Consider the following 16,610-nt stretch of genomic DNA (forward strand, 5'->3'; position numbering starts at 1 on the left):
TCATCCACCGGGATTTATGTTGATTCTAATCTCGTAGGTGTCGTTAACCACCGAACCTCCCAGGCTCTCCGGGTTGTCGGGGTTCCATTCCGCCACTATCCTGACGTTCTTAACGGGAAAGCCCCCGTTCAGGCTTATCGACCTCACGGTGGTGAAGTTGTACATGAGGAGTGATGTCACGGTGTTCTTTGACGGGCCGCTCTCTATCGGAGCATCACCGACCCACACCCTCAGGCTGGTGCCGTTGGCTTGGATCGTTATATCCGACGACCCAAACGCCCGCTGGAGGTAATTAGGGTCCGTGAGCAGGTCAACCTGCGTGTAGACGGTGGTCTTGGCCCCGGGCCCCTGGGCATAGACCTGGTTAACGGCGTTGGCTATGGAGTTGGCCAGGTTCTTCTCCTCCAAGGCGATCTGTATCTTGAGCGTCTCAACTGACTGGGATCCCTGATCAAAGGTCGTGTTCCTAACCGAGTACACCAGCAGGATGAGCATTATGGCGAAGACGAACATGAACTCCAGGGACACCTGACCTCGCTTTTTCATACGCCCTCACTCTGGTTAAATTATCGGGGCAGACCTATTTAACACTTACCTCCAGAAGTCGAGGGATAAATAGAGAATCAGTCGCCGTTTCCAAAGGGCTCCGCGACGGCGAAGGTCTCCCTCCCGACCTTGAGCTTCCTTATCCCGAAGTAGTCGCCGTTGAAGAGCTTGAACCTGTACCTCTCGGGTTCGAGGGAGTACTTCGAGAGGAGGGCCCTCATCTCGTCTATGAAGAACTGCGTGAGCTGGTGGTATATAAGGTCGCTCTTCTCCCTCGCCCTGTCCACGACCCACACCGCGAGGGGCAGGACCCCAAAACCCGGGATGATGAGGTACCACGAGACCAAAATGCCCGCCAGAATGAAAAAGCCAAAGACAGCCACAATTAGGGAAAGGAGGAAGTATTTGGCCTTCCTCACAGCCTTAAGTTCCTCCACCTTGGCCTCCCAGATGTCGAGGAGCTCCGGGTTGTAGAAGTCGAAGGCTGTGTGCCTCTTCCCCTTCCGTATCCTCTCCCTGATCAGGTTGTCCCAGTCGTCCTGGTAGTAGACAAGAAAACCCCGCTTCTTTGCCCTTTCAGCGTCTATCGATGAGATTATCCTCCTGATATCCTCGGCGCTCTCGTGGGCTATGTGGGAGTAGACTTCCTTCTCATCAAGCTCCAGCGCCACCTCGACGGAGTCCCTCACATCACCGTCACCCATCCACCTCACCCGGGTAGACGTCGTCAAAATCGGGCAGTCCCTGCAGGAGTTCCCTCTTCTTCGTTTCGGCCTCTGCTTTGGCCTTCATGAAGGAGCTCGCGTATTCCTTGGCCGTCCTTATTATGCTCTCTATGCTCTCGCTGTCGTAGATGCCGCTGAGGAGCGTAACTACCTCGACCTCCCTCTCCCTGGGGTCCGGGTAGAAGCCTCTGAAGATCTGCTTCCCCTTTATCCTCTCAGTCAGCTCATCAAGGGCCTCGAATATCTCCTTCGCCTTCAGGACCTCGGGGGGGCCGTGAACCGCAACCAGTCCGTAGAGGGCGGACTCTACGTTGGCCTCGAGGTAGAGCCCCTCGCTCTCGAAGGATCTGACGATGAGCCTTGAGAGGCTCTTGACCTGGTCGGCCCGGGCCTTCGCGTAGCCAACTGTTACAAAGCTGCCGAAGGCCTTGAGGACGAACTTCAAATCGCTCGCATCGAGAGTCTGCTCACCGGGGAGGTCTATGAGAGCGAGCAGGGAAGCGATCCTCTCCACTATCGTGTAGTTTATCCTCTCGTAGGCCTGGGAGATGTCGAGGTCCCCTTCTTTGAGCTTGTTGTTGTCGATGGCTATTATCGAGTCCGCGACCTTTGAGAGCTTGTCTATCGTTATCGCGGCGTTGATGGTGGGCCTTATACCCTCCTCCTTGAGAGGAAGGGCCCCAACGGCGACGACGAGGGAGTCCGGGTACTGCTCTTTCAGGGCCTCCGCTAGAACCGGTGTTCCACCGGCCCCGGTCCCGCCGCCAAAGCCGAAGGTGAGGAAGAAGATGTCGACGTCCTCGTACCCAACTATCGAGGCTATCTTCCTCATCACCATTGGGAGGTCGCGCTTCATCGCCTCCCTTCCGAGAACGGGGTTCGCGTTGACACCCTTTCCACCCGTGAGGGCCTCGCCTATGAGAACCCGCCTGTCGGGGGGAACGTGCTTCAGGTACTCCAGGTCACCGCGGGAGGTGTTTATGGCCAGGGTCTCAAAATCAACGAGGGAGAAGAGGTCGGCTATCTTGGTGCCGCACTGGCCAACCCCTATGATTATAGCCCTCACCCGCTCTCACCCCTCAGCCAACGGTCTCGGCCGTTACCTCGTTGAGGTCGACCCTGCCGTTTCCGTTCTTGTCCTCGAAGTGGATCACCACGGCGTTCCCCTGCATGTACTTGACGTAGCCGATGTCGAAGATCAGCCTGGCAATGTCCGCGGCGGAGTCGTCGTAGACGACGAACAGTATAACCCCGCTCGCCGTCCTTCCAGGGATTAGCAGGACGGTCCCTTCCCGCGAGTACGTGGAGTTGTTAACAGTCACCTCATCCGGGGAAACGGACAGGTGTATGTAGCAGTTGTATCTGGAGATGTCCACGTCACCGTAGCGAACCAAGGCTACAGCGTTGCTGTAGTTGAGGAGGGACATCGGGCCCAGGCTGAACCTCGAACCGAAGGTCTCCTCGAGATACTTCATCACGGCCTTCCCGTCTGCTATCCTGCTCTCTGGAATCACGACGGCAAAGGTTGAAGTCTCAAGGGCGTTCCTGACGTCCGAGAGCCCGATCATGGGCATGCTGCTGAACTTCGAGAGGAATATTATGGCAGAGGCCGTTTCAAGGGTGTCGTTCGCCAGCATACCAGAGTCGCGCATCTCCCTAACGAAGTCCAAGGTCTCCCTCGTGTAGTCAACGCCGTGCCCCAGGAGAAAGAGGGTCGCATCAACGGTCAGATCAACCCTCGGCCTGCCCTCTACGCGGGTGCCGTTTATATCGGTATACTCCTTCATGTAGGGCCAGCCGCCGTCGATCCTCTGGGAAACGAGCCAGGTTATGTAAGGTCTGAGGGTCGAGTCGTCGGTTATCGGATCGAGGGCCTTGAGAACGGTTAGCGTGTCAAGAACGTTGAGGTCAAACATGAAGGGGTAGATGCCCCCCTGATAGTAGAGGCCCCATCCAGTCGAGCTGATCGAGAGGAGCCAGTTCTTGGCCGCAACCACGTCCGGGTCTGACGGATCGACGCCCAGAGCCAGGAGAGCGCTTATCGCCATCGCGGTCTCAGCGGGCTGGGGGCCGAAGTCCTTTATCCCCCACCTGCCCTTCTCCAGCTCGACGGATCTGATGACCTGAACGGCGTGCTCCCTCTCAGCCGGGGTAAGGCGGTTGAAGTGGAGGAGGGTCATTAGGGCGTAGTAGTAATCAACGGTGATCCTGCTCTCGTTGAGGACTACCTTTTCGTCTTCCCTAAGCCTCTCCTCGGTCCAGTTCAGGGCCCTCTCCACGACGTTGGGGGCGGGGTAGCAGGCCTCCACAGCGAGGAGGGCGTAATAGGTGGCCTTCTCGTTCGAAGGTGAGCCCCTGTAGAGGCCCCAGCCGCCGTCTGGGTTCTGGTAGGAGATGAGCTCACTGCACGGCATCTCACTTGAGCTTACCGACACCTCCTCTATCGGCGGCACCAGCTCGGAAACCGCGAGGAGGGCGTAGGCCGTAGGTGTAACCGCGTCGGTTATCGAGATCGGGTAATGTGGCGTATCGGCCCAGAAAACCATGTTCCCGCCGACGTGCTTTATCCTGTCGAGTTTGGAGATGGTAGCTACAACCTCAAAGGTCGGCTCGGAATAGAGGGTGAGGGCGTACGTGAGCAGGGCCCTCTGGGTGGGCGAGAGCCCGTCCCCTTCAAGGATATCCATCAGCTCACCGACGAGGGATTCGTTGACCGGCACCCCAAGGGCCTTGAAGGCTATCAGCCTGAGACCGAGGGCGGTTTTATCGTCGACGTACCTCGGGAGCTCGGAGAGGAGCGACAGAGCCGACGAAACCTCCACACTGCTGGCGTTGTAGCCGTTCTCCCCTAGGGCCCAGAGGGCCATGACGGTCGGGTAGAACATCGGGGTCGTGTTGGAAACGTACCCCCACGCCCCCGCGGTGCGCGAGGAGAGGAGAAAGTTCAAGGCACGCTCCCTGGCGGTTTTCACGGCAAAAAAGTCGTCCGTGCCGTCAAAAAAGCCCTCAGCCTTGGACAGTGCTATCAGGGCGTAAGAAGTGTCCAGGACGTTGCTCACGCTCCCGGGGAAGTAGCCCCATCCACCGTCGGGGTTTTGGTAGGAGAGCAGATCCCTCGTGAGGGCCCTTATCTTCGGCGTGAGGTCGTCCCTAACCTTTCCGTTCGCCTCGGAGAGCGCGACTATGGTTAGGCTTATGTGCCTGATCTGCCCGCTGCTCTCCCCAAACCTCCGAAGGAAGTTCGCAGAACCGTCCGTTATCGGCACGGCCGCTGCAATTGGTACGAGCATTATCATCCAGAGCAGGATTACAGCGGTGATCTTAAACGCGGACGCTTTCCTCATAGTCCACACCTCTAGAACGCTAATCGGTGCCGGAATAAATAAAGTTTTCCTCGAAAAAGTGTTGAAAAGGGGTCAGTGCTTTATGAAGCGGCCCCCGATGCCGGTTCCGTGGGGATCGACGTCGTCCCTCATTATGAGGACGACCCTGCTTGGATTATACTCGTCCTCTATGTGGTAGCCGGGCAGGTGCTTCACGAGCTCCTCGGCGAAAGCTCTGATCTCCTCGTGGCGCGGCATGTTGTTGATGGTTAACCTGTTCCTCGAGAAGCCCACGAACATGTAGGCTTTGGCCTCGACGAACATCGGGTTCGCTATTTTGATCAGCTTGGCGTAGCCCTCCGGATTGTGCATGTTCTCGCCCTTGACGAGGGTGAGCCTTATCACCGTCCTGGTCTGGGCGTCGTTCATCAGCCTGAGGGTTTCCTTGATCTTCTCCCAGCCGTCGGGTATCATGGGGACGTTGACGCGGTTGTAGGTCTCTATGTCGGGAGCGGTTAGCGAGACGTAGAGCTGGGTCGGTAGTTTGTCCTCGCGCTTCATCTCCTCGAGCCTCTCAGGGACGGTTCCGTTGGTGACTATGAATGTTGTGAAGCCGCGCTTGTGGAACTCCTCAACGAGGTCGCCCATGTAGGGGTAGAGCATCGGCTCGCCCGAGAGACTTATGGCGGCATGCTTGGGGTTCCACGCCTCCTCGAACTTCTCCTTCGGGACGTTGGGGTTGCCCTTGTAGCCCACCAAAAGCTTCCTCTGGGCCTTGATGCTCTCCTCGACGATGAACGCTGGATCGTCCCAGGGTTCCGGCAGTTCGGTTCCCAGGAAGCCCTCCATCGGGCGCCAGCAGAATATGCAGTTGTGGGTGCACCACGCTGTAACCGGTGTCATTTGAAGGCAGCGGTGGGAGTGTATGTTGTAGAACTTCTGCTTGTAGCAGAAGCGGCCCTTCGTAAGGCTCTCCTTGAGCCAGTGGCAGAGCTTCACCGAGCTGTGCCTTCCAACGAGCGCGTAGTGCTGTTTTCTGAAGAGTTCAGCTATCTCCTCCGGCATGTTCGGGTTCGATACAAAGGTTATCGCCATTAGCCTCACCTAACACTCTCTCTGGGTGGAGATCGGGGAGGGCTCTTAAAAATGTAATTGGCCAGGGTTGTGCACCATAGGAAAACTTTAAAAGCGCCAGATTTTAATAACATTTGGTGAGGAAAAATGCTGGAAGGGTACTACATAGTCGAGAACACTGGGGTGGTTCCGGCCGAGAGGCGCTTTAAGTTCAAGGACCTCAAGGCCTGGGGCTACGACCTCCACCTCGGAACCATAGACGGAAAGGAGGCCTACTTCGTCTCGAAAACCGGGACAAGGGAGGAGGGAGAGACCTACACAGAGAACGGAAGGGAGTACCACATCAATGAGACCCAAACTGCCCTCCCAAAGAACTCCAAGCTGCTAGCGAGGATAGTCATCGAGAGGGGGCAGCCCTACCTGGAGTTCTGGCTCGAGACAGAGGAAGAGAACTTTCCGCTGGCAAGAGAGGACCCGAGGATAGTCCTCCACCGCTTCTGGACGGAGAAGAAGCTCAAACAGCTTGACAAGCACCTGGTTGCCGTTGGATTGACCACGGACTTCTACAAGAGCAGGGTCGAGGAGCCGTCGATTCCGCTGCCATACGAGGAGTACCCGCCGAAGGTCAGGCGCGTCCTCAGGGAGGTCAGGGACGTCCACCGCGACATGACGGGCTTCGGCAGGTTCATCTTCCAGTACTTCGGCGAGTCCAAGAAGGAGACCTACTACCGCCTCTGGTGGCTCCTGCCGACGATACACCTCTTCGACGTCGAGGTTTCCAACGAGGTCGATAAGGTTTTGGCCATGCTCGACTGATTTTTAAGGCCTCTCTCCTATTCTTTCCTATGCCCTTCAAAGCAAGAGCCGATGCCCTCTCCATACTCGACGCCGCGCTGAAAGCTGCAGACCCCTATCTCGCGGTGAGGAATGCGGTTGAGGTCGAAGGAAACGTCCTCCGGGTTTTCGGCGAGAAATTCGAGATTAGGGGCAGGGTTTACCTCCTCGCCTTCGGCAAAGCCGCCTGCGCCATGAGCCGGGCCGTTCTCGATGCTTTGGGCGAGCTGGTGGGGGAGGGCCTCGTAGTCACGAAGTACGGCTACGCTGAGGACTGCCCGAGGCCTCCCAATGTCAGGGTTATTGAGGCCGGCCACCCGGTTCCGGACGAAAACTCCCTTCTAGCTGGAAAGCTCGGCGTCGAGCTTGCTAGGAAGGTTGGAGAGGACGATATTCTCCTCGTCCTCATCTCCGGCGGCGGTTCTGCGCTCTTCCTCCTTCCAGAGAAGGGGATAAGCCTGGACGATAAAATTCGGACGAACGAGCTTCTTCTCAAGAGCGGGGCCAGGATATACGAGATAAACACCGTCAGGAAGCACATCTCGGCCGTCAAGGGTGGGAAGCTGGCGAAGCGCGTTAGGGGGACGGTGATAAGCTTAATCCTCTCCGACGTCGTTGGCGACCCACTCGAGGCGATAGCTTCCGGCCCCACCGTGGAGGATCCCACAACCTTCCAAGACGCCTACAGGATTCTGAACCTCTACGGTGTCTGGGAGAGGCTGCCCGAGAGCGTTAAGAGGCATATCGAGTTGGGACTCCAGGGAAAGGCCGAGGAAACCCTCAAGGAAGACCTCCCGAACGTCCACAACTTCATCGTGGGGAGCAACTCTCTGGCATGCGAGGCCGCTAAGAGGAAAGCGGAAGAGCTTGGCTACAACGCCGAAATCCTGACGACCACGCTGGAGGGCGAGGCGAAAGAGGTGGCACTCGCGGTTGGCTCGATAGTCCAGGAGATAGCCAGATATGACCGCCCGGTTCCAAAGCCGGCCGTCCTCATAGCCGGTGGCGAGTGGACGGTGACGATTGAAGGGGAAACCGGCCTCGGCGGGCCGAACCAGGAGTTCGCCCTGAGCGTTGCCAGGAAGATAGCCGGACTGAATGCGATTGTTTTGGCCGTCGATACCGATGGGACGGACGGGCCTACCGACGCCGCAGGAGGAATTGTCGATGGAAAGACCCTTGAAAGGTTGAAAATGGCGGGAATCTATGTTGAGGAAGCCCTAAGGAAGCATGACTCCTACAGAGTCCTTGAAACGGTGGATGCCCTCTTCAAGACCGGACCGACGGGGACGAACGTTAACTCGCTGGTGATTGCGGTCATACGAGATCCCGCCACTCTTCGAGCGGGTGTAGAGGCTCTTCGCCCTCCTCTCGATGACCCGAACCTTCATAAGGGCTTCTTCTCAATTCTCCTTAAAAGGTGATGGTATGAGGCTGAGGGTTCGCAGGAGGCCCGTTAAGTACGTCCGCATCGAGGTGAGGCCGGACGGAACGGTCCTGATCACCGCTCCAGAGGGCTTCGACGTCGACACCATGGTCGAGAGGCACAGGGGCTGGCTGGAGGCCAAGCTGGCCGAGATAGACGGCCTCCGCGAGATAGCCGAGTCGGGCTTTCCCATAAACGGAGAGTTCTACGGGGTGATTCAGGGGAGGAAACCCAAGGTTCACGAGAGGTTCAAGACGATCGTCCTCTCGCCGAGCCGGGACGAAGTCCTCTCATGCCTCAAGCGCTTTCTCAGGAGAGAGCTTCTACCCCTCGTCGAGGAGTACGGGAATAAGATGGGCGTTAAGCCCGGGAAGGTCTATATCCGCCACCAAAAGAGCCGCTGGGGGAGCTGCTCCCCCAAGGGGAACCTGAACTTCAACGTGAGGCTCGCCGCGGTTCCTCCGGAGCTGAGGGAGTACGTCGTCATCCACGAGCTGGCCCACCTGAAGTACATGAACCACTCGCGAGAGTTCTGGGAGTTCGTTGGACGATTTTACCCGAACTACAGGAGTGCTAGGAAGGAGCTAAAGAAATGGTGGAGCATCGTGGAGCTCAACCCCTACTGGCGGTGGCTCGGTGGCGGGGAATGAAGAACCTCCTCACGCTCCTCGCGCTGGCGGCGGACGAAATCGCGGTGGGCCTCTTCCTCCTCCTTGTGCTGCCAAGCTTCGGGATTGAGGTTCCCCTCTGGGCGATCGCGGTCGTCATAGGCATCCTCCTGGCCAAGGACTTTCTCGTCGCCCCCTTCGTCCTGCGCGGCAGGCTGAAAGCCAGGCCCCAGACGGGTTCCGAGAGCCTGATTGGGAGAACCGCGGTGGTGGTCGAGGATTTAACTCCAGAGGGCCTCGTGAAGCTTGACGGGGAGCTGTGGAGCGCCGAGTGTGTAAACGGAACCGCGAGGAGGGGAGAATGTAGTGGTGGTAGGGGTGAGCGGGACTAGGGTTCTCGTGGAACGCCGAGCATCGCCAGAACCCTCGCCACCTCGTCGGGGTTGTTCGTCGTGAAGGAAACCGTCCAGCCCTTTTTCTGCCTCAGCATTATGCAGCCCTTGGCAGGGAGGTTGAAGTGTATCGTCCCGGAGCAGCCCATCCAGCCCTTTGAAACGGAGAAGCTGGCGATGTTTTCTATCTTCACAGTCTTCCTGACCACAAGGCCGAGAAGACCGCGTATCCTAACCTCGCGCTCGTCTATCTCGATCCTCATCTCAATCCCGTCGGAGAGTGTGATCACGACAAAAAACGCGGTAAGAAGCATGAACTCAAAGCCCTCGCCGGCTGTGTAAGTCGCATAGAGGCCGGGGAGCATGGGTAGCATCATTAGAAGCAGAAAAATCCTGAAGCCCCTGCTCGAAACCCTCTCCTCGTAGAGAACCATGTCACCACCATTCCCCCTTGAAGGGATATTCATTTAAGCTTTAAGGTGGAACCCGGAGTGGTGGTACGATGGTAAGGACAATGCCGGTTGACAGGCTTAGTGATGATGACATCAGGGAAATACTCACGAAGTACAGGAAGATAGCCCTCGTGGGGGCTTCACCGAAGCCTGAGAGAGATTCAAACGACGTCATGCGCTACCTGCTCGAGCACGGCTACGAGGTCTATCCGGTGAACCCCCGCTACGAGGAAGTCCTCGGAAGGAAATGCTATCCAAGCGTCCTCGATATTCCGGACGAGGTTGAGATAGTCGACCTCTTCGTTCGCCCGGAGTTCACGATGGACTACGTCGAGCAGGCGATAGAGAAGGGCGCCAAAGTGGTATGGTTCCAGTTCAACACCTACAACAGGGAGGCCTTCAGGAGAGCCAAAGATGCTGGGCTCATCGCCGTCGCCCACAGGTGCATAAAGCAGGAACATGCGAGGCTTATTGGGTGATAGTTCCAAATGTTTAAAAGCTGGTTTTCCAATTTTAAACCATGCCCGAGGAGATAGTTGCCATCTATCGGGGCAATGTGATAATCCCCCTCAAAAAACTGGACATACCCCCCGGTTCGCGGATCAGGATACTGATTGAAGAAGTGGAAACGAGGGACCCAATGAAAGAGCTCAGCTACCTTAAGCTCCTTCAGGAGGGAGAAGATGCCGGGGAACTCTTCGAGTTTTAGGCCGGGTGAGATACTTCTCCTGGAACTCCCCTTCACTGTCCTCCATTTTTACGGTCGAGAAGTCGCTCGTCATCAAGAGCATTGGAGAAGTTGGCCCCGAAAAGATGTGTGAGGTCAAGGAAACCCTGAAACGAACGCTTGCCCTTGATTAACCCCTGTACCTCAGCACGTGGATGTCCCTAACGAGCTTGTGCCTCTCCTCGTAGTCTGTGTATTTGCCAAGAACCTCGAATCCGAGCTTGCCGAGCCACTTTCTGTCTTTTCTGTATATCCCTCCACCGCTCAGCTTGTACGCAGGGAAGACGAAGACGACTTTTCCGTTCCTCTTTAATACGTCGGCAAAGCTCTCGAAGACCGGGTAGTAAAACCTGTCCAGCTCGTTAGCCAGCTTTATTGCCTCCCCTCTGCTCGGGTGCCTCTTGAGGGGCTTTCCCAGGTAAGGTTCGGTAACTATCGCGTCAAACCTCTGTCTAAAACAGCGTTTCAGCTTCCTCGCATCGCAGACCTCTAAATGGGCCGAGTTCTTGAGCCTGAACTCCTTCCTGAGCCAGGCGATGTTCTTCTTTGCCGCACGTATCTGTCCCTCGTCCCTGTCGCTTCCGTAGGCTGAAAGCCCCTGAAGGACGAACTCCTGAACTATCGTCCCAATCCCGCAGAACGGGTCGAGGAAGCTTCCTTTCCTAACCTCCGAGAGGTTCACCATTATCCTCACAAGTCTCGGGGGGATTGAAAGGATGGGCTTCTGAACCGGTCTCTCTACGTCGAGCTTCTTCAGCTCGAAGGGATCGGTAACCTTGACCGTCTCGCCGACGAGAAAGCTCCCGTCCTCCCTAAAGAGGAAGACGAAGTCCTTAACATCTGGAAAGCCCTTCAGGATTAACTCAGCGGGCATCGCGTAAACCTTAGCGGGCTTGAAGAACTTGGCTGGACCTTCTTCTTTGAAGTGCCTCTTTATCTCGCTCCCTAGCTTCCTCCACAGCTTCCAGTCGCTCCTGCCGTAGAGACTGACCGTGAATAGCCTGGAGTACTCGAGGTCCTTTATAGCCTCCTCGCCCTCGCCGACTATTCTCACGAGCTTTAGCGACCCGCCGAGCCAGTGGAAGTACCTCTCCACACCGCCCTTTGAGTCGAATGAAAGCCAGTTACGATATTCCTCGGTTATCCTAACCCTAAGGTCGAATCTGCGGGAGAAGCTGTAAAACTCCGCCCTACTGAGCTCTGGATTCTTGCCAAAGATTACGCCGTACATAGAAAAAGCTTTACTCGGCCTTTTAAAAGCGTTTGGGCCGATAACGTTAAGAACCTTAGTTCCGGAAGTGTATTATGGGGGTGCGCTCATTGCTAACCTCTGAAATAATCGACACCGTGGAAGTAATCCGCGACCCTTATCTCAGAGCAACCACGTACGCTAAAATCGGGGAGAGGCTTGCCAAGATAAAGGACGCGAGGTTCAGGCTCGTTTTTCTGAAGGCCATCGAGACCGCTAAGGAGATAGACGATCCCGTTAAAATGCTGAGGGCCCTCCTCTCAATCGGGTACTCCATGAAGAAGGCCAACCTCCGTTCGTCCAAAAAGCTCTACCAGAGGGTTCTTGAAGACTCCAGGGAGCTTCCCGATCAGGTGAGGGACGAGCTCATGGCCCTGGCGGCGCGCTACATGCTCGGGCTGGGCGAGATAAACGAGGCCACCATATACGCGATGGAGATCAAGAACCCCGAGTTGAGGGACACGGTTCTGCTCCAGATAATCAGGCGGAACACCTCCCTCATAGGAACCGAGAAGGTGAGGGTGGCCTACAGGATAAGGAAGAGCAAGATGGCCCTGGAGAACATCTCCATGGAACCCTATCGCTCGAAGGCCCTCATCGAGATCATGAAGTCCTACTTCATCATGGGGAGCTACGAGAACGGCATAGCAACGGTGGGCCAGATAGCCATGAAGGAGTGGGCCAAGTACGCCTTCAAGGAGGCCCTGTTCTTCCTCAAGGAGCACGGGGTCATAGAGAAGTACGTATCCAATCTGAAGTCCCTAGCGAGTGACCTAGTTGAGAAGTTCGGGGAGGACTTTAAGATAGAGCTGGGGGTCGCGTTCGCCCTGGCTGGAGAGCCCGTTGAAGCGGCGGACCTCCTGAGGAAGCTTGGGGGCAAGGAGGCCCTTAAGGAGGTGGCCATCAGGCTGCTCGAGGTGGCCCCGAGGCACCTGCCGCCCTTTATACGAACCCTCAACGAGGTAGAGGCGACCGAGGTGGGGAAGGTATTGCTCAACAGGTTCCTAGAGAACCCGGGCGACGGTGACTGGGAGACGATAAGGGCCATATGGGAGCGCTCGAGGAGCGAGGAAGTGAGGGTGAAGATAGCCCGCTACTCCCTCATCAGGGGGGATCTGGAGGGGGCCATGAAGGTGGCGGATGCCATAGGGGACGAGAGGTTGCGCTCGATAGTGCTGGCGGACATAGCCCACAGGCTCCTCAAGATGGGGGACGTTTCAAAGGCCATCGACGTCGCCCTGGGCGTTAGGGATCCGAAGTTCTCATCGATACTCATCGCCGAGGTTCTCATAAAGGCCCTCGACAGCGAGATAGAGGCGAAGGTGGTCGTGAATGGAAAGGCTAAGAACCATACTTAGGAGGAAGAGAGAGGGCGACCCCTTGGACTACGTCCGCGACCTCTCGCTTGCCATTCTGGAAGGGCGGGTTATAGGGGAGGACGTCCTCTTCCACGACGCCGTCAGCGAGATATACCTGACCCTGAGGGAGGCCCTCTTTGAGGGGAACCCGGACAGGGAGAGGCTCATAAGGGCCTACGAGCTGGCCGTGATCCTGAGGTACCTGGTACACGACGGGGTAAAAACGTCCAGGGAGATACTCGAGGAGCTCGTGAAGACCCTGGAATGATTTTTAAGCACTTTCCCCAACTTTCTCCGGTGATCCCATGCTCTTCAGCCTCGAGGTTCCCACCGGGGAGAGGTTCCAGATAATAGACATAACCGACGAGATCCAGAGGCTCGTCTGGAAGGGGAAGCTCAAGCACGGCCTGGCCGTTGTTTTCACGAGGCACACGACAACGGGGCTGATGATAAACGAGCCCGAAGGAGGACTTCTTGAGGACTTCAGGGCCAAGATGAAGGAGCTGATCCCGAAAGGGGTCGGTTATAAACACGATAGGATAGACAGCAACGCCCACTCCCACCTGAGGGCGGGTCTCTTCCTCAACACCGAGCTGGTTATTCCGGTGGACGAGGGGGAGCTTTTGCTGGGAACATGGCAGAGGATCCTCTTCGTCGAACTCGACGGCCCGAGGCACAGGCGGGTCTACGTTATGCTCTGCCCCTGCCCTGAATACCCGGAGGGGGAGTGAGGGATGAGGGCATTCATCTCCCTCGATCTTGAGGGGTTACCCTACGTGGTCAGCTTCGAACACCTCCACGTGAAGGGGGCTTTATACGATGAAGCCAGGAGGATAGCCACAGAGATCGTTCTAACGGCGGTTGAAAAGCTTCACGAGGTGGGCTTCGAGAGAATAACGGTAGCTGACAGCCACGGCCCCATGGTAAACGTCATCCCGGAGGAGATGCCCGGATACGTCGAGCTAGTGAGGGGGTTTCCGAGGCCGCTCAGCATGGTGGCCTTCGCTAAGGGCAGCGACGCGGCCCTGTTCCTGGGCTACCACGCGAAAGCTGGGACAGGAAGGGCGACCTTCGACCACACCTACAGCAGCTCAACTATCGAGGCGATAAGGATAAACGACGTTGATGTGAGTGAGTTCCTCCTCAACGCCTACGTCCTCGGGAGCTGGGGGATCCCGGTAATTCTGGTGGGAGGGGACAGGGCGCTGATAGAGGGGGACGTTAAAAAGCACGCCCCCTGGGCAGTGGGAGTACCGTTTAAGGAGAGCGCCTCGCGCTACTCGTCTAAGAGTCCCGGGATGGAGGGGATAAAGGAAGCCCTCAGGGCAGGTATCGAGAGGGCAGTGGAGGGGCTGAAAAGCGGTGAGGCAAAGCCACTGACGACGGAGGAGCCCGTTAAGGTTGAGGTGAGCTTCCTGAGCTCGGCCTTTGCCGACGCCGCCGAGCTGCTTCCCGCGGTGAGGAGAACCGGCGGCAGGAGCGTTGAGTTCGAGGCCAGAACCGTTGAGGAGGCCTACAGGGTCATCGAGCTCCTGATCCTGGCGGCGGTAGGGGTGAACGCGATAGTCAGAGGTTAGCGAAAGGTTTATCGTGAGAAACGCCCGAAACCCGATCGATGAGGGTAGTCAAGGTTCCCGGGAACGAGAAGGTGGGAGTTATACCCTACGGCTCGGTTCCGGAGGTCGAACTCGAGATAGAGGTCATCCCAAAGAAGGGCGAGCTGCTGCTTAGGGTGACGAACCCGAACACCGTTAAGGTCGAGGTGACCAACGAGGTCGAGCTCTACGAGAGGAGCACCGGTTTCTGGAGGAAGATGGAACCCGGCATAGTCTTCATCGAGAGAAGGATCGTCCTGATCCCGGGGGAGACCATCGAACAGAGGCTCCCGGTGGAGCTAACACCGGGGAGGTACAAGGTCGTGAAGTTCGCCTACGTTGGTGGAGCGAGGGTTAAGGTGGAGAAAGAATTTACTGTTCGCTAGCCCAGAACCTCCGCAGGTAGAGCCGCATCCTCGGAAGATCCACCGCCCTGAGGTTCTCACCGAGCCAGTCCGGGAGGTCTTTTCTCACGTTCCTCCAGAGGACGCGGTAGTCGAGGATCACTATGGATCCCCTCTCCTCGGCAGAACGGTGAACCCTCCCGGCAGCTTGAACGAGCTTCCTGTGGGCAGGTAAATAATAGCCGTAGTAGCGGCCCTTCCCTGGGAACTTTCGTTCGAAGTACCTTATCTGGGCCTGAACCCTCGGCGTTGGCCTAGCGTAGGGCAGGCCGACTAAAACGACCCCGTTCATCTCGTCGCCGCTATAATCTTGCCCCTCGCTGTTCCGCCCACCCATCACACCTAAGAGAACCGCCCCGTTGGCCCTCGCGTGGGCCTTGAACTGGGCAACGAGGAGGTCGTTCTCCTTTGATGAAGCCCCCTGTTTCTCTATGAAGACCGCCTTGCCCGTCTCTTCGAGGCGGACGGCGAGGTTTGCCGAGAGCAGACCCTGGAGGACTTCGTAAGAAGCGGCAAAAACCCCGACGTTCTTGGGGATTATCTTTGCCGCCTCGACTATGTAGTCGGCCATCTTCCTGTAGGCCTGCAGGGACCTCTCCTCGCCCCTCGTGGATACGTCCTTGGCAACCAAAACGAGAGCGTTTTCGCGCTTCACCATCCTGGGAAACTTCTTCAGCCTGGCGTTCTCTATGCCCATAACGTCGCGGAAGGCTTCCAGGGGTGTGAGAGTGCCGGAGGTGAAGATGGCACTCCTGACGTCCTTCAGGAAGCCCAGGGCTTTGGAGGGATCCAGCGCCACAAGTTCGAGGCTCAAGCCCCTCTCCCTGCTCATGAGGAAGAGGTAGTCATCACGGCCTATGAGGGACAGCCAGAGGAGGAGGAACTCGCCAACCCGGCCTATGTAGGAGCGCGGGGGTTTTCCCTTCTCTATCCTGTCCTCCCTTATCGAGTCTCCAACCGAGACCATCTCGTTGAGGGTCTTGACGAGCCAGCGCGTGTCGAAGCCCAAGACGTCCATAACGTGGGCAAAGACGAGCTCGGGCTGGACGGGGGTTTCATAAACCTCCCTGTCCCCGAGCTTCTCCTGAAAGAGGATCTCCAAGCCCCTGCCAAAGATGCTGAGGAAGTTGGCTATCTCGTGCTCCCTGTACTCGTCGGCCTCCTTTATGGCGCGGTTTACCGTGTGGATGCTCATCCTGTCGCTCAAAGCTGAAATCGCCTGATCTGGAAGGTTGTGGGCCTCGTCGAAGATCACTATTAGATCCGAGTAATCCAGGTCGAGGTAGGTCATGAAGTTCTCCCTTATCAAGGGGTTGAGCATGTAGAGGTAGCTCGCCACTATGACGTCGGCCTTGTAAGCTATTAATCTAGTGACGTCGTAGGGGCAGAGCTCCAGCGTTTCGGCGTAGTTCAGTATCTCCACCGGGCTACTCGGGCTCTCAAGGAAGAAGTGAACCAGCTCGTCGAGCTCGGCCTTTTTCTTCTTCTCGTTCTCGTAGAAGGGACACTTTCCGGCCTTCCTGAGGTTCTTGCAGACCACCATGGCCGTGTAGGCGTCGCTCGTATACTCCCTCAGGTAGTTGTGGAGGCAGAGCTCCCTCCTGCTTCTCATCTCAACGCCCGAAACCCGCGCCTTCTTCCCGATGGCCTTGAGCTCCTCTATAACCCTGTCCATCTGCCTGTGGGTTCTGGCCAGATAGAGAACCTTGTAGCCTTCCTCCCTCGCGAAGGGGAGAACCCCGGCCAGGACGCTTATCGTCTTTCCAAAGCCCGTTGGGGCCTCTATTATAGCGTTCTCTCCGTTTCTCACGGCCTCATCGACGAGGCGTATGAACTCCTCCTGGTGGGCCCTCGGTGATTCGTAGGGGAAGTACTCCATCTCCACGACCTCTCCACC

The 16,610-nt window shown here is 57.1% G+C and carries 19 protein-coding genes; 11 read left to right on the top strand and 8 right to left on the bottom strand.

The annotated features are described in order from the left end of the window. From ACZ5AM_RS09690 to twy1, 5 genes are all read right to left on the bottom strand, one after another. Complete coding sequence (locus ACZ5AM_RS09690; protein ID WP_464914754.1) at window positions 1–546, bottom strand: class III signal peptide-containing protein; 546 nt, start codon at window positions 544–546, stop codon at window positions 1–3. Between the two features lie 77 nt (window positions 547–623). Beyond that, window positions 624–1,250, bottom strand: a complete 627-nt coding sequence (locus tag ACZ5AM_RS09695) for a hypothetical protein (protein WP_464914755.1) — start codon at window positions 1,248–1,250, stop codon at window positions 624–626. Continuing rightward, entirely contained in the window at window positions 1,243–2,337 is a 1,095-nt protein-coding gene (locus tag ACZ5AM_RS09700; RefSeq protein ID WP_464914756.1) for an FtsZ/tubulin family protein, read from the bottom strand. The genes ACZ5AM_RS09695 and ACZ5AM_RS09700 overlap by 8 nt, the downstream gene beginning before the upstream one ends. Before the next feature lie 13 nt (window positions 2,338–2,350). Continuing rightward, complete coding sequence (locus ACZ5AM_RS09705; protein ID WP_464914757.1) at window positions 2,351–4,615, bottom strand: prenyltransferase/squalene oxidase repeat-containing protein; 2,265 nt, start codon at window positions 4,613–4,615, stop codon at window positions 2,351–2,353. A gap of 72 nt (window positions 4,616–4,687) precedes the next feature. Next, the gene (gene twy1, locus ACZ5AM_RS09710) at window positions 4,688–5,689 is read right to left on the bottom strand and encodes a 4-demethylwyosine synthase TYW1 (RefSeq protein ID WP_464914758.1); all 1,002 of its coding nucleotides are present in this window, start codon (window positions 5,687–5,689) and stop codon (window positions 4,688–4,690) included. Between the two features lie 126 nt (window positions 5,690–5,815). On the opposite strand from twy1, the gene ACZ5AM_RS09715 reads away from it, so the two are divergent. The 4 genes from ACZ5AM_RS09715 to ACZ5AM_RS09730 are packed head-to-tail and all read left to right on the top strand — an operon-like array spanning window position 5,816 to window position 8,928. Next, window positions 5,816–6,484 (top strand): TIGR00703 family protein, encoded by a 669-nt coding sequence (locus tag ACZ5AM_RS09715; protein WP_464914759.1) that lies wholly within the window; start codon window positions 5,816–5,818, stop codon window positions 6,482–6,484. Window positions 6,485–6,513: 29 nt separating this feature from the next. After that, a complete protein-coding gene (locus ACZ5AM_RS09720; protein ID WP_464914760.1) occupies window positions 6,514–7,926 on the top strand; it encodes a glycerate kinase type-2 family protein in 1,413 nt (470 codons plus the stop codon). A 4-nt stretch (window positions 7,927–7,930) separates the two neighbouring features. After that, a complete protein-coding gene (locus ACZ5AM_RS09725) occupies window positions 7,931–8,578 on the top strand; it encodes a M48 family metallopeptidase (RefSeq protein WP_464914761.1) in 648 nt (215 codons plus the stop codon). Next, window positions 8,575–8,928 carry an NfeD family protein gene (locus tag ACZ5AM_RS09730; protein WP_464914762.1) on the top strand — a complete coding sequence of 118 codons (354 nt, stop codon included), beginning with the start codon at window positions 8,575–8,577 and terminating at the stop codon, window positions 8,926–8,928. The genes ACZ5AM_RS09725 and ACZ5AM_RS09730 overlap by 4 nt, the downstream gene beginning before the upstream one ends. Here the strand turns inward: ACZ5AM_RS09730 and ACZ5AM_RS09735 are convergent. Continuing rightward, window positions 8,925–9,362 carry a hypothetical protein gene (locus tag ACZ5AM_RS09735; RefSeq protein ID WP_464914763.1) on the bottom strand — a complete coding sequence of 146 codons (438 nt, stop codon included), beginning with the start codon at window positions 9,360–9,362 and terminating at the stop codon, window positions 8,925–8,927. The two genes, ACZ5AM_RS09730 and ACZ5AM_RS09735, sit on opposite strands and share 4 nt — an antisense overlap. A gap of 68 nt (window positions 9,363–9,430) precedes the next feature. On the opposite strand from ACZ5AM_RS09735, the gene ACZ5AM_RS09740 reads away from it, so the two are divergent. Both ACZ5AM_RS09740 and ACZ5AM_RS09745 read left to right on the top strand, forming a co-directional pair. Further along, on the top strand, window positions 9,431–9,859 hold the full coding sequence (locus ACZ5AM_RS09740; RefSeq protein ID WP_464914764.1) for a CoA-binding protein: 429 nt from the start codon (window positions 9,431–9,433) through the stop codon (window positions 9,857–9,859). A 41-nt stretch (window positions 9,860–9,900) separates the two neighbouring features. Next, window positions 9,901–10,089: an antitoxin family protein gene (locus tag ACZ5AM_RS09745; protein ID WP_464914765.1), complete on the top strand. Its 189-nt coding sequence runs from the start codon at window positions 9,901–9,903 to the stop codon at window positions 10,087–10,089. A 148-nt stretch (window positions 10,090–10,237) separates the two neighbouring features. On the opposite strand, the gene ACZ5AM_RS09750 is transcribed toward ACZ5AM_RS09745, so the two are convergent. Next, window positions 10,238–11,338, bottom strand: coding sequence for a TRM11 family SAM-dependent methyltransferase (locus ACZ5AM_RS09750; protein ID WP_464914766.1), 1,101 nt, complete (start codon window positions 11,336–11,338; stop codon window positions 10,238–10,240). Window positions 11,339–11,418: 80 nt separating this feature from the next. Between ACZ5AM_RS09750 and ACZ5AM_RS09755 the strand changes: the two genes are divergently transcribed. Genes ACZ5AM_RS09755 through ACZ5AM_RS09775 form a run of 5 tightly spaced genes read left to right on the top strand, consistent with a single transcriptional unit; the run spans window position 11,419 to window position 14,695 of the window. Further along, on the top strand, window positions 11,419–12,714 hold the full coding sequence (locus ACZ5AM_RS09755) for a prenyltransferase (protein WP_464916124.1): 1,296 nt from the start codon (window positions 11,419–11,421) through the stop codon (window positions 12,712–12,714). Beyond that, window positions 12,689–12,982, top strand: a complete 294-nt coding sequence (locus tag ACZ5AM_RS09760; RefSeq protein ID WP_464914767.1) for a hypothetical protein — start codon at window positions 12,689–12,691, stop codon at window positions 12,980–12,982. Before ACZ5AM_RS09755 ends, ACZ5AM_RS09760 begins: the two co-directional genes overlap by 26 nt. A gap of 37 nt (window positions 12,983–13,019) precedes the next feature. After that, complete coding sequence (locus tag ACZ5AM_RS09765) at window positions 13,020–13,445, top strand: secondary thiamine-phosphate synthase enzyme YjbQ (RefSeq protein WP_464914768.1); 426 nt, start codon at window positions 13,020–13,022, stop codon at window positions 13,443–13,445. Between the two features lie 3 nt (window positions 13,446–13,448). Further along, a complete protein-coding gene (locus ACZ5AM_RS09770) occupies window positions 13,449–14,291 on the top strand; it encodes a M55 family metallopeptidase (RefSeq protein WP_464914769.1) in 843 nt (280 codons plus the stop codon). Between the two features lie 38 nt (window positions 14,292–14,329). Further along, window positions 14,330–14,695, top strand: coding sequence for an immunoglobulin-like domain-containing protein (locus tag ACZ5AM_RS09775; protein ID WP_464914770.1), 366 nt, complete (start codon window positions 14,330–14,332; stop codon window positions 14,693–14,695). Here the strand turns inward: ACZ5AM_RS09775 and ACZ5AM_RS09780 are convergent. Further along, a complete protein-coding gene (locus ACZ5AM_RS09780) occupies window positions 14,682–16,592 on the bottom strand; it encodes a helicase C-terminal domain-containing protein (RefSeq protein ID WP_464916125.1) in 1,911 nt (636 codons plus the stop codon). The two genes, ACZ5AM_RS09775 and ACZ5AM_RS09780, sit on opposite strands and share 14 nt — an antisense overlap. Between the last annotated feature and the right edge of the window lie 18 nt (window positions 16,593–16,610).

Source organism: Thermococcus fumicolans (genome assembly GCF_055386755.1).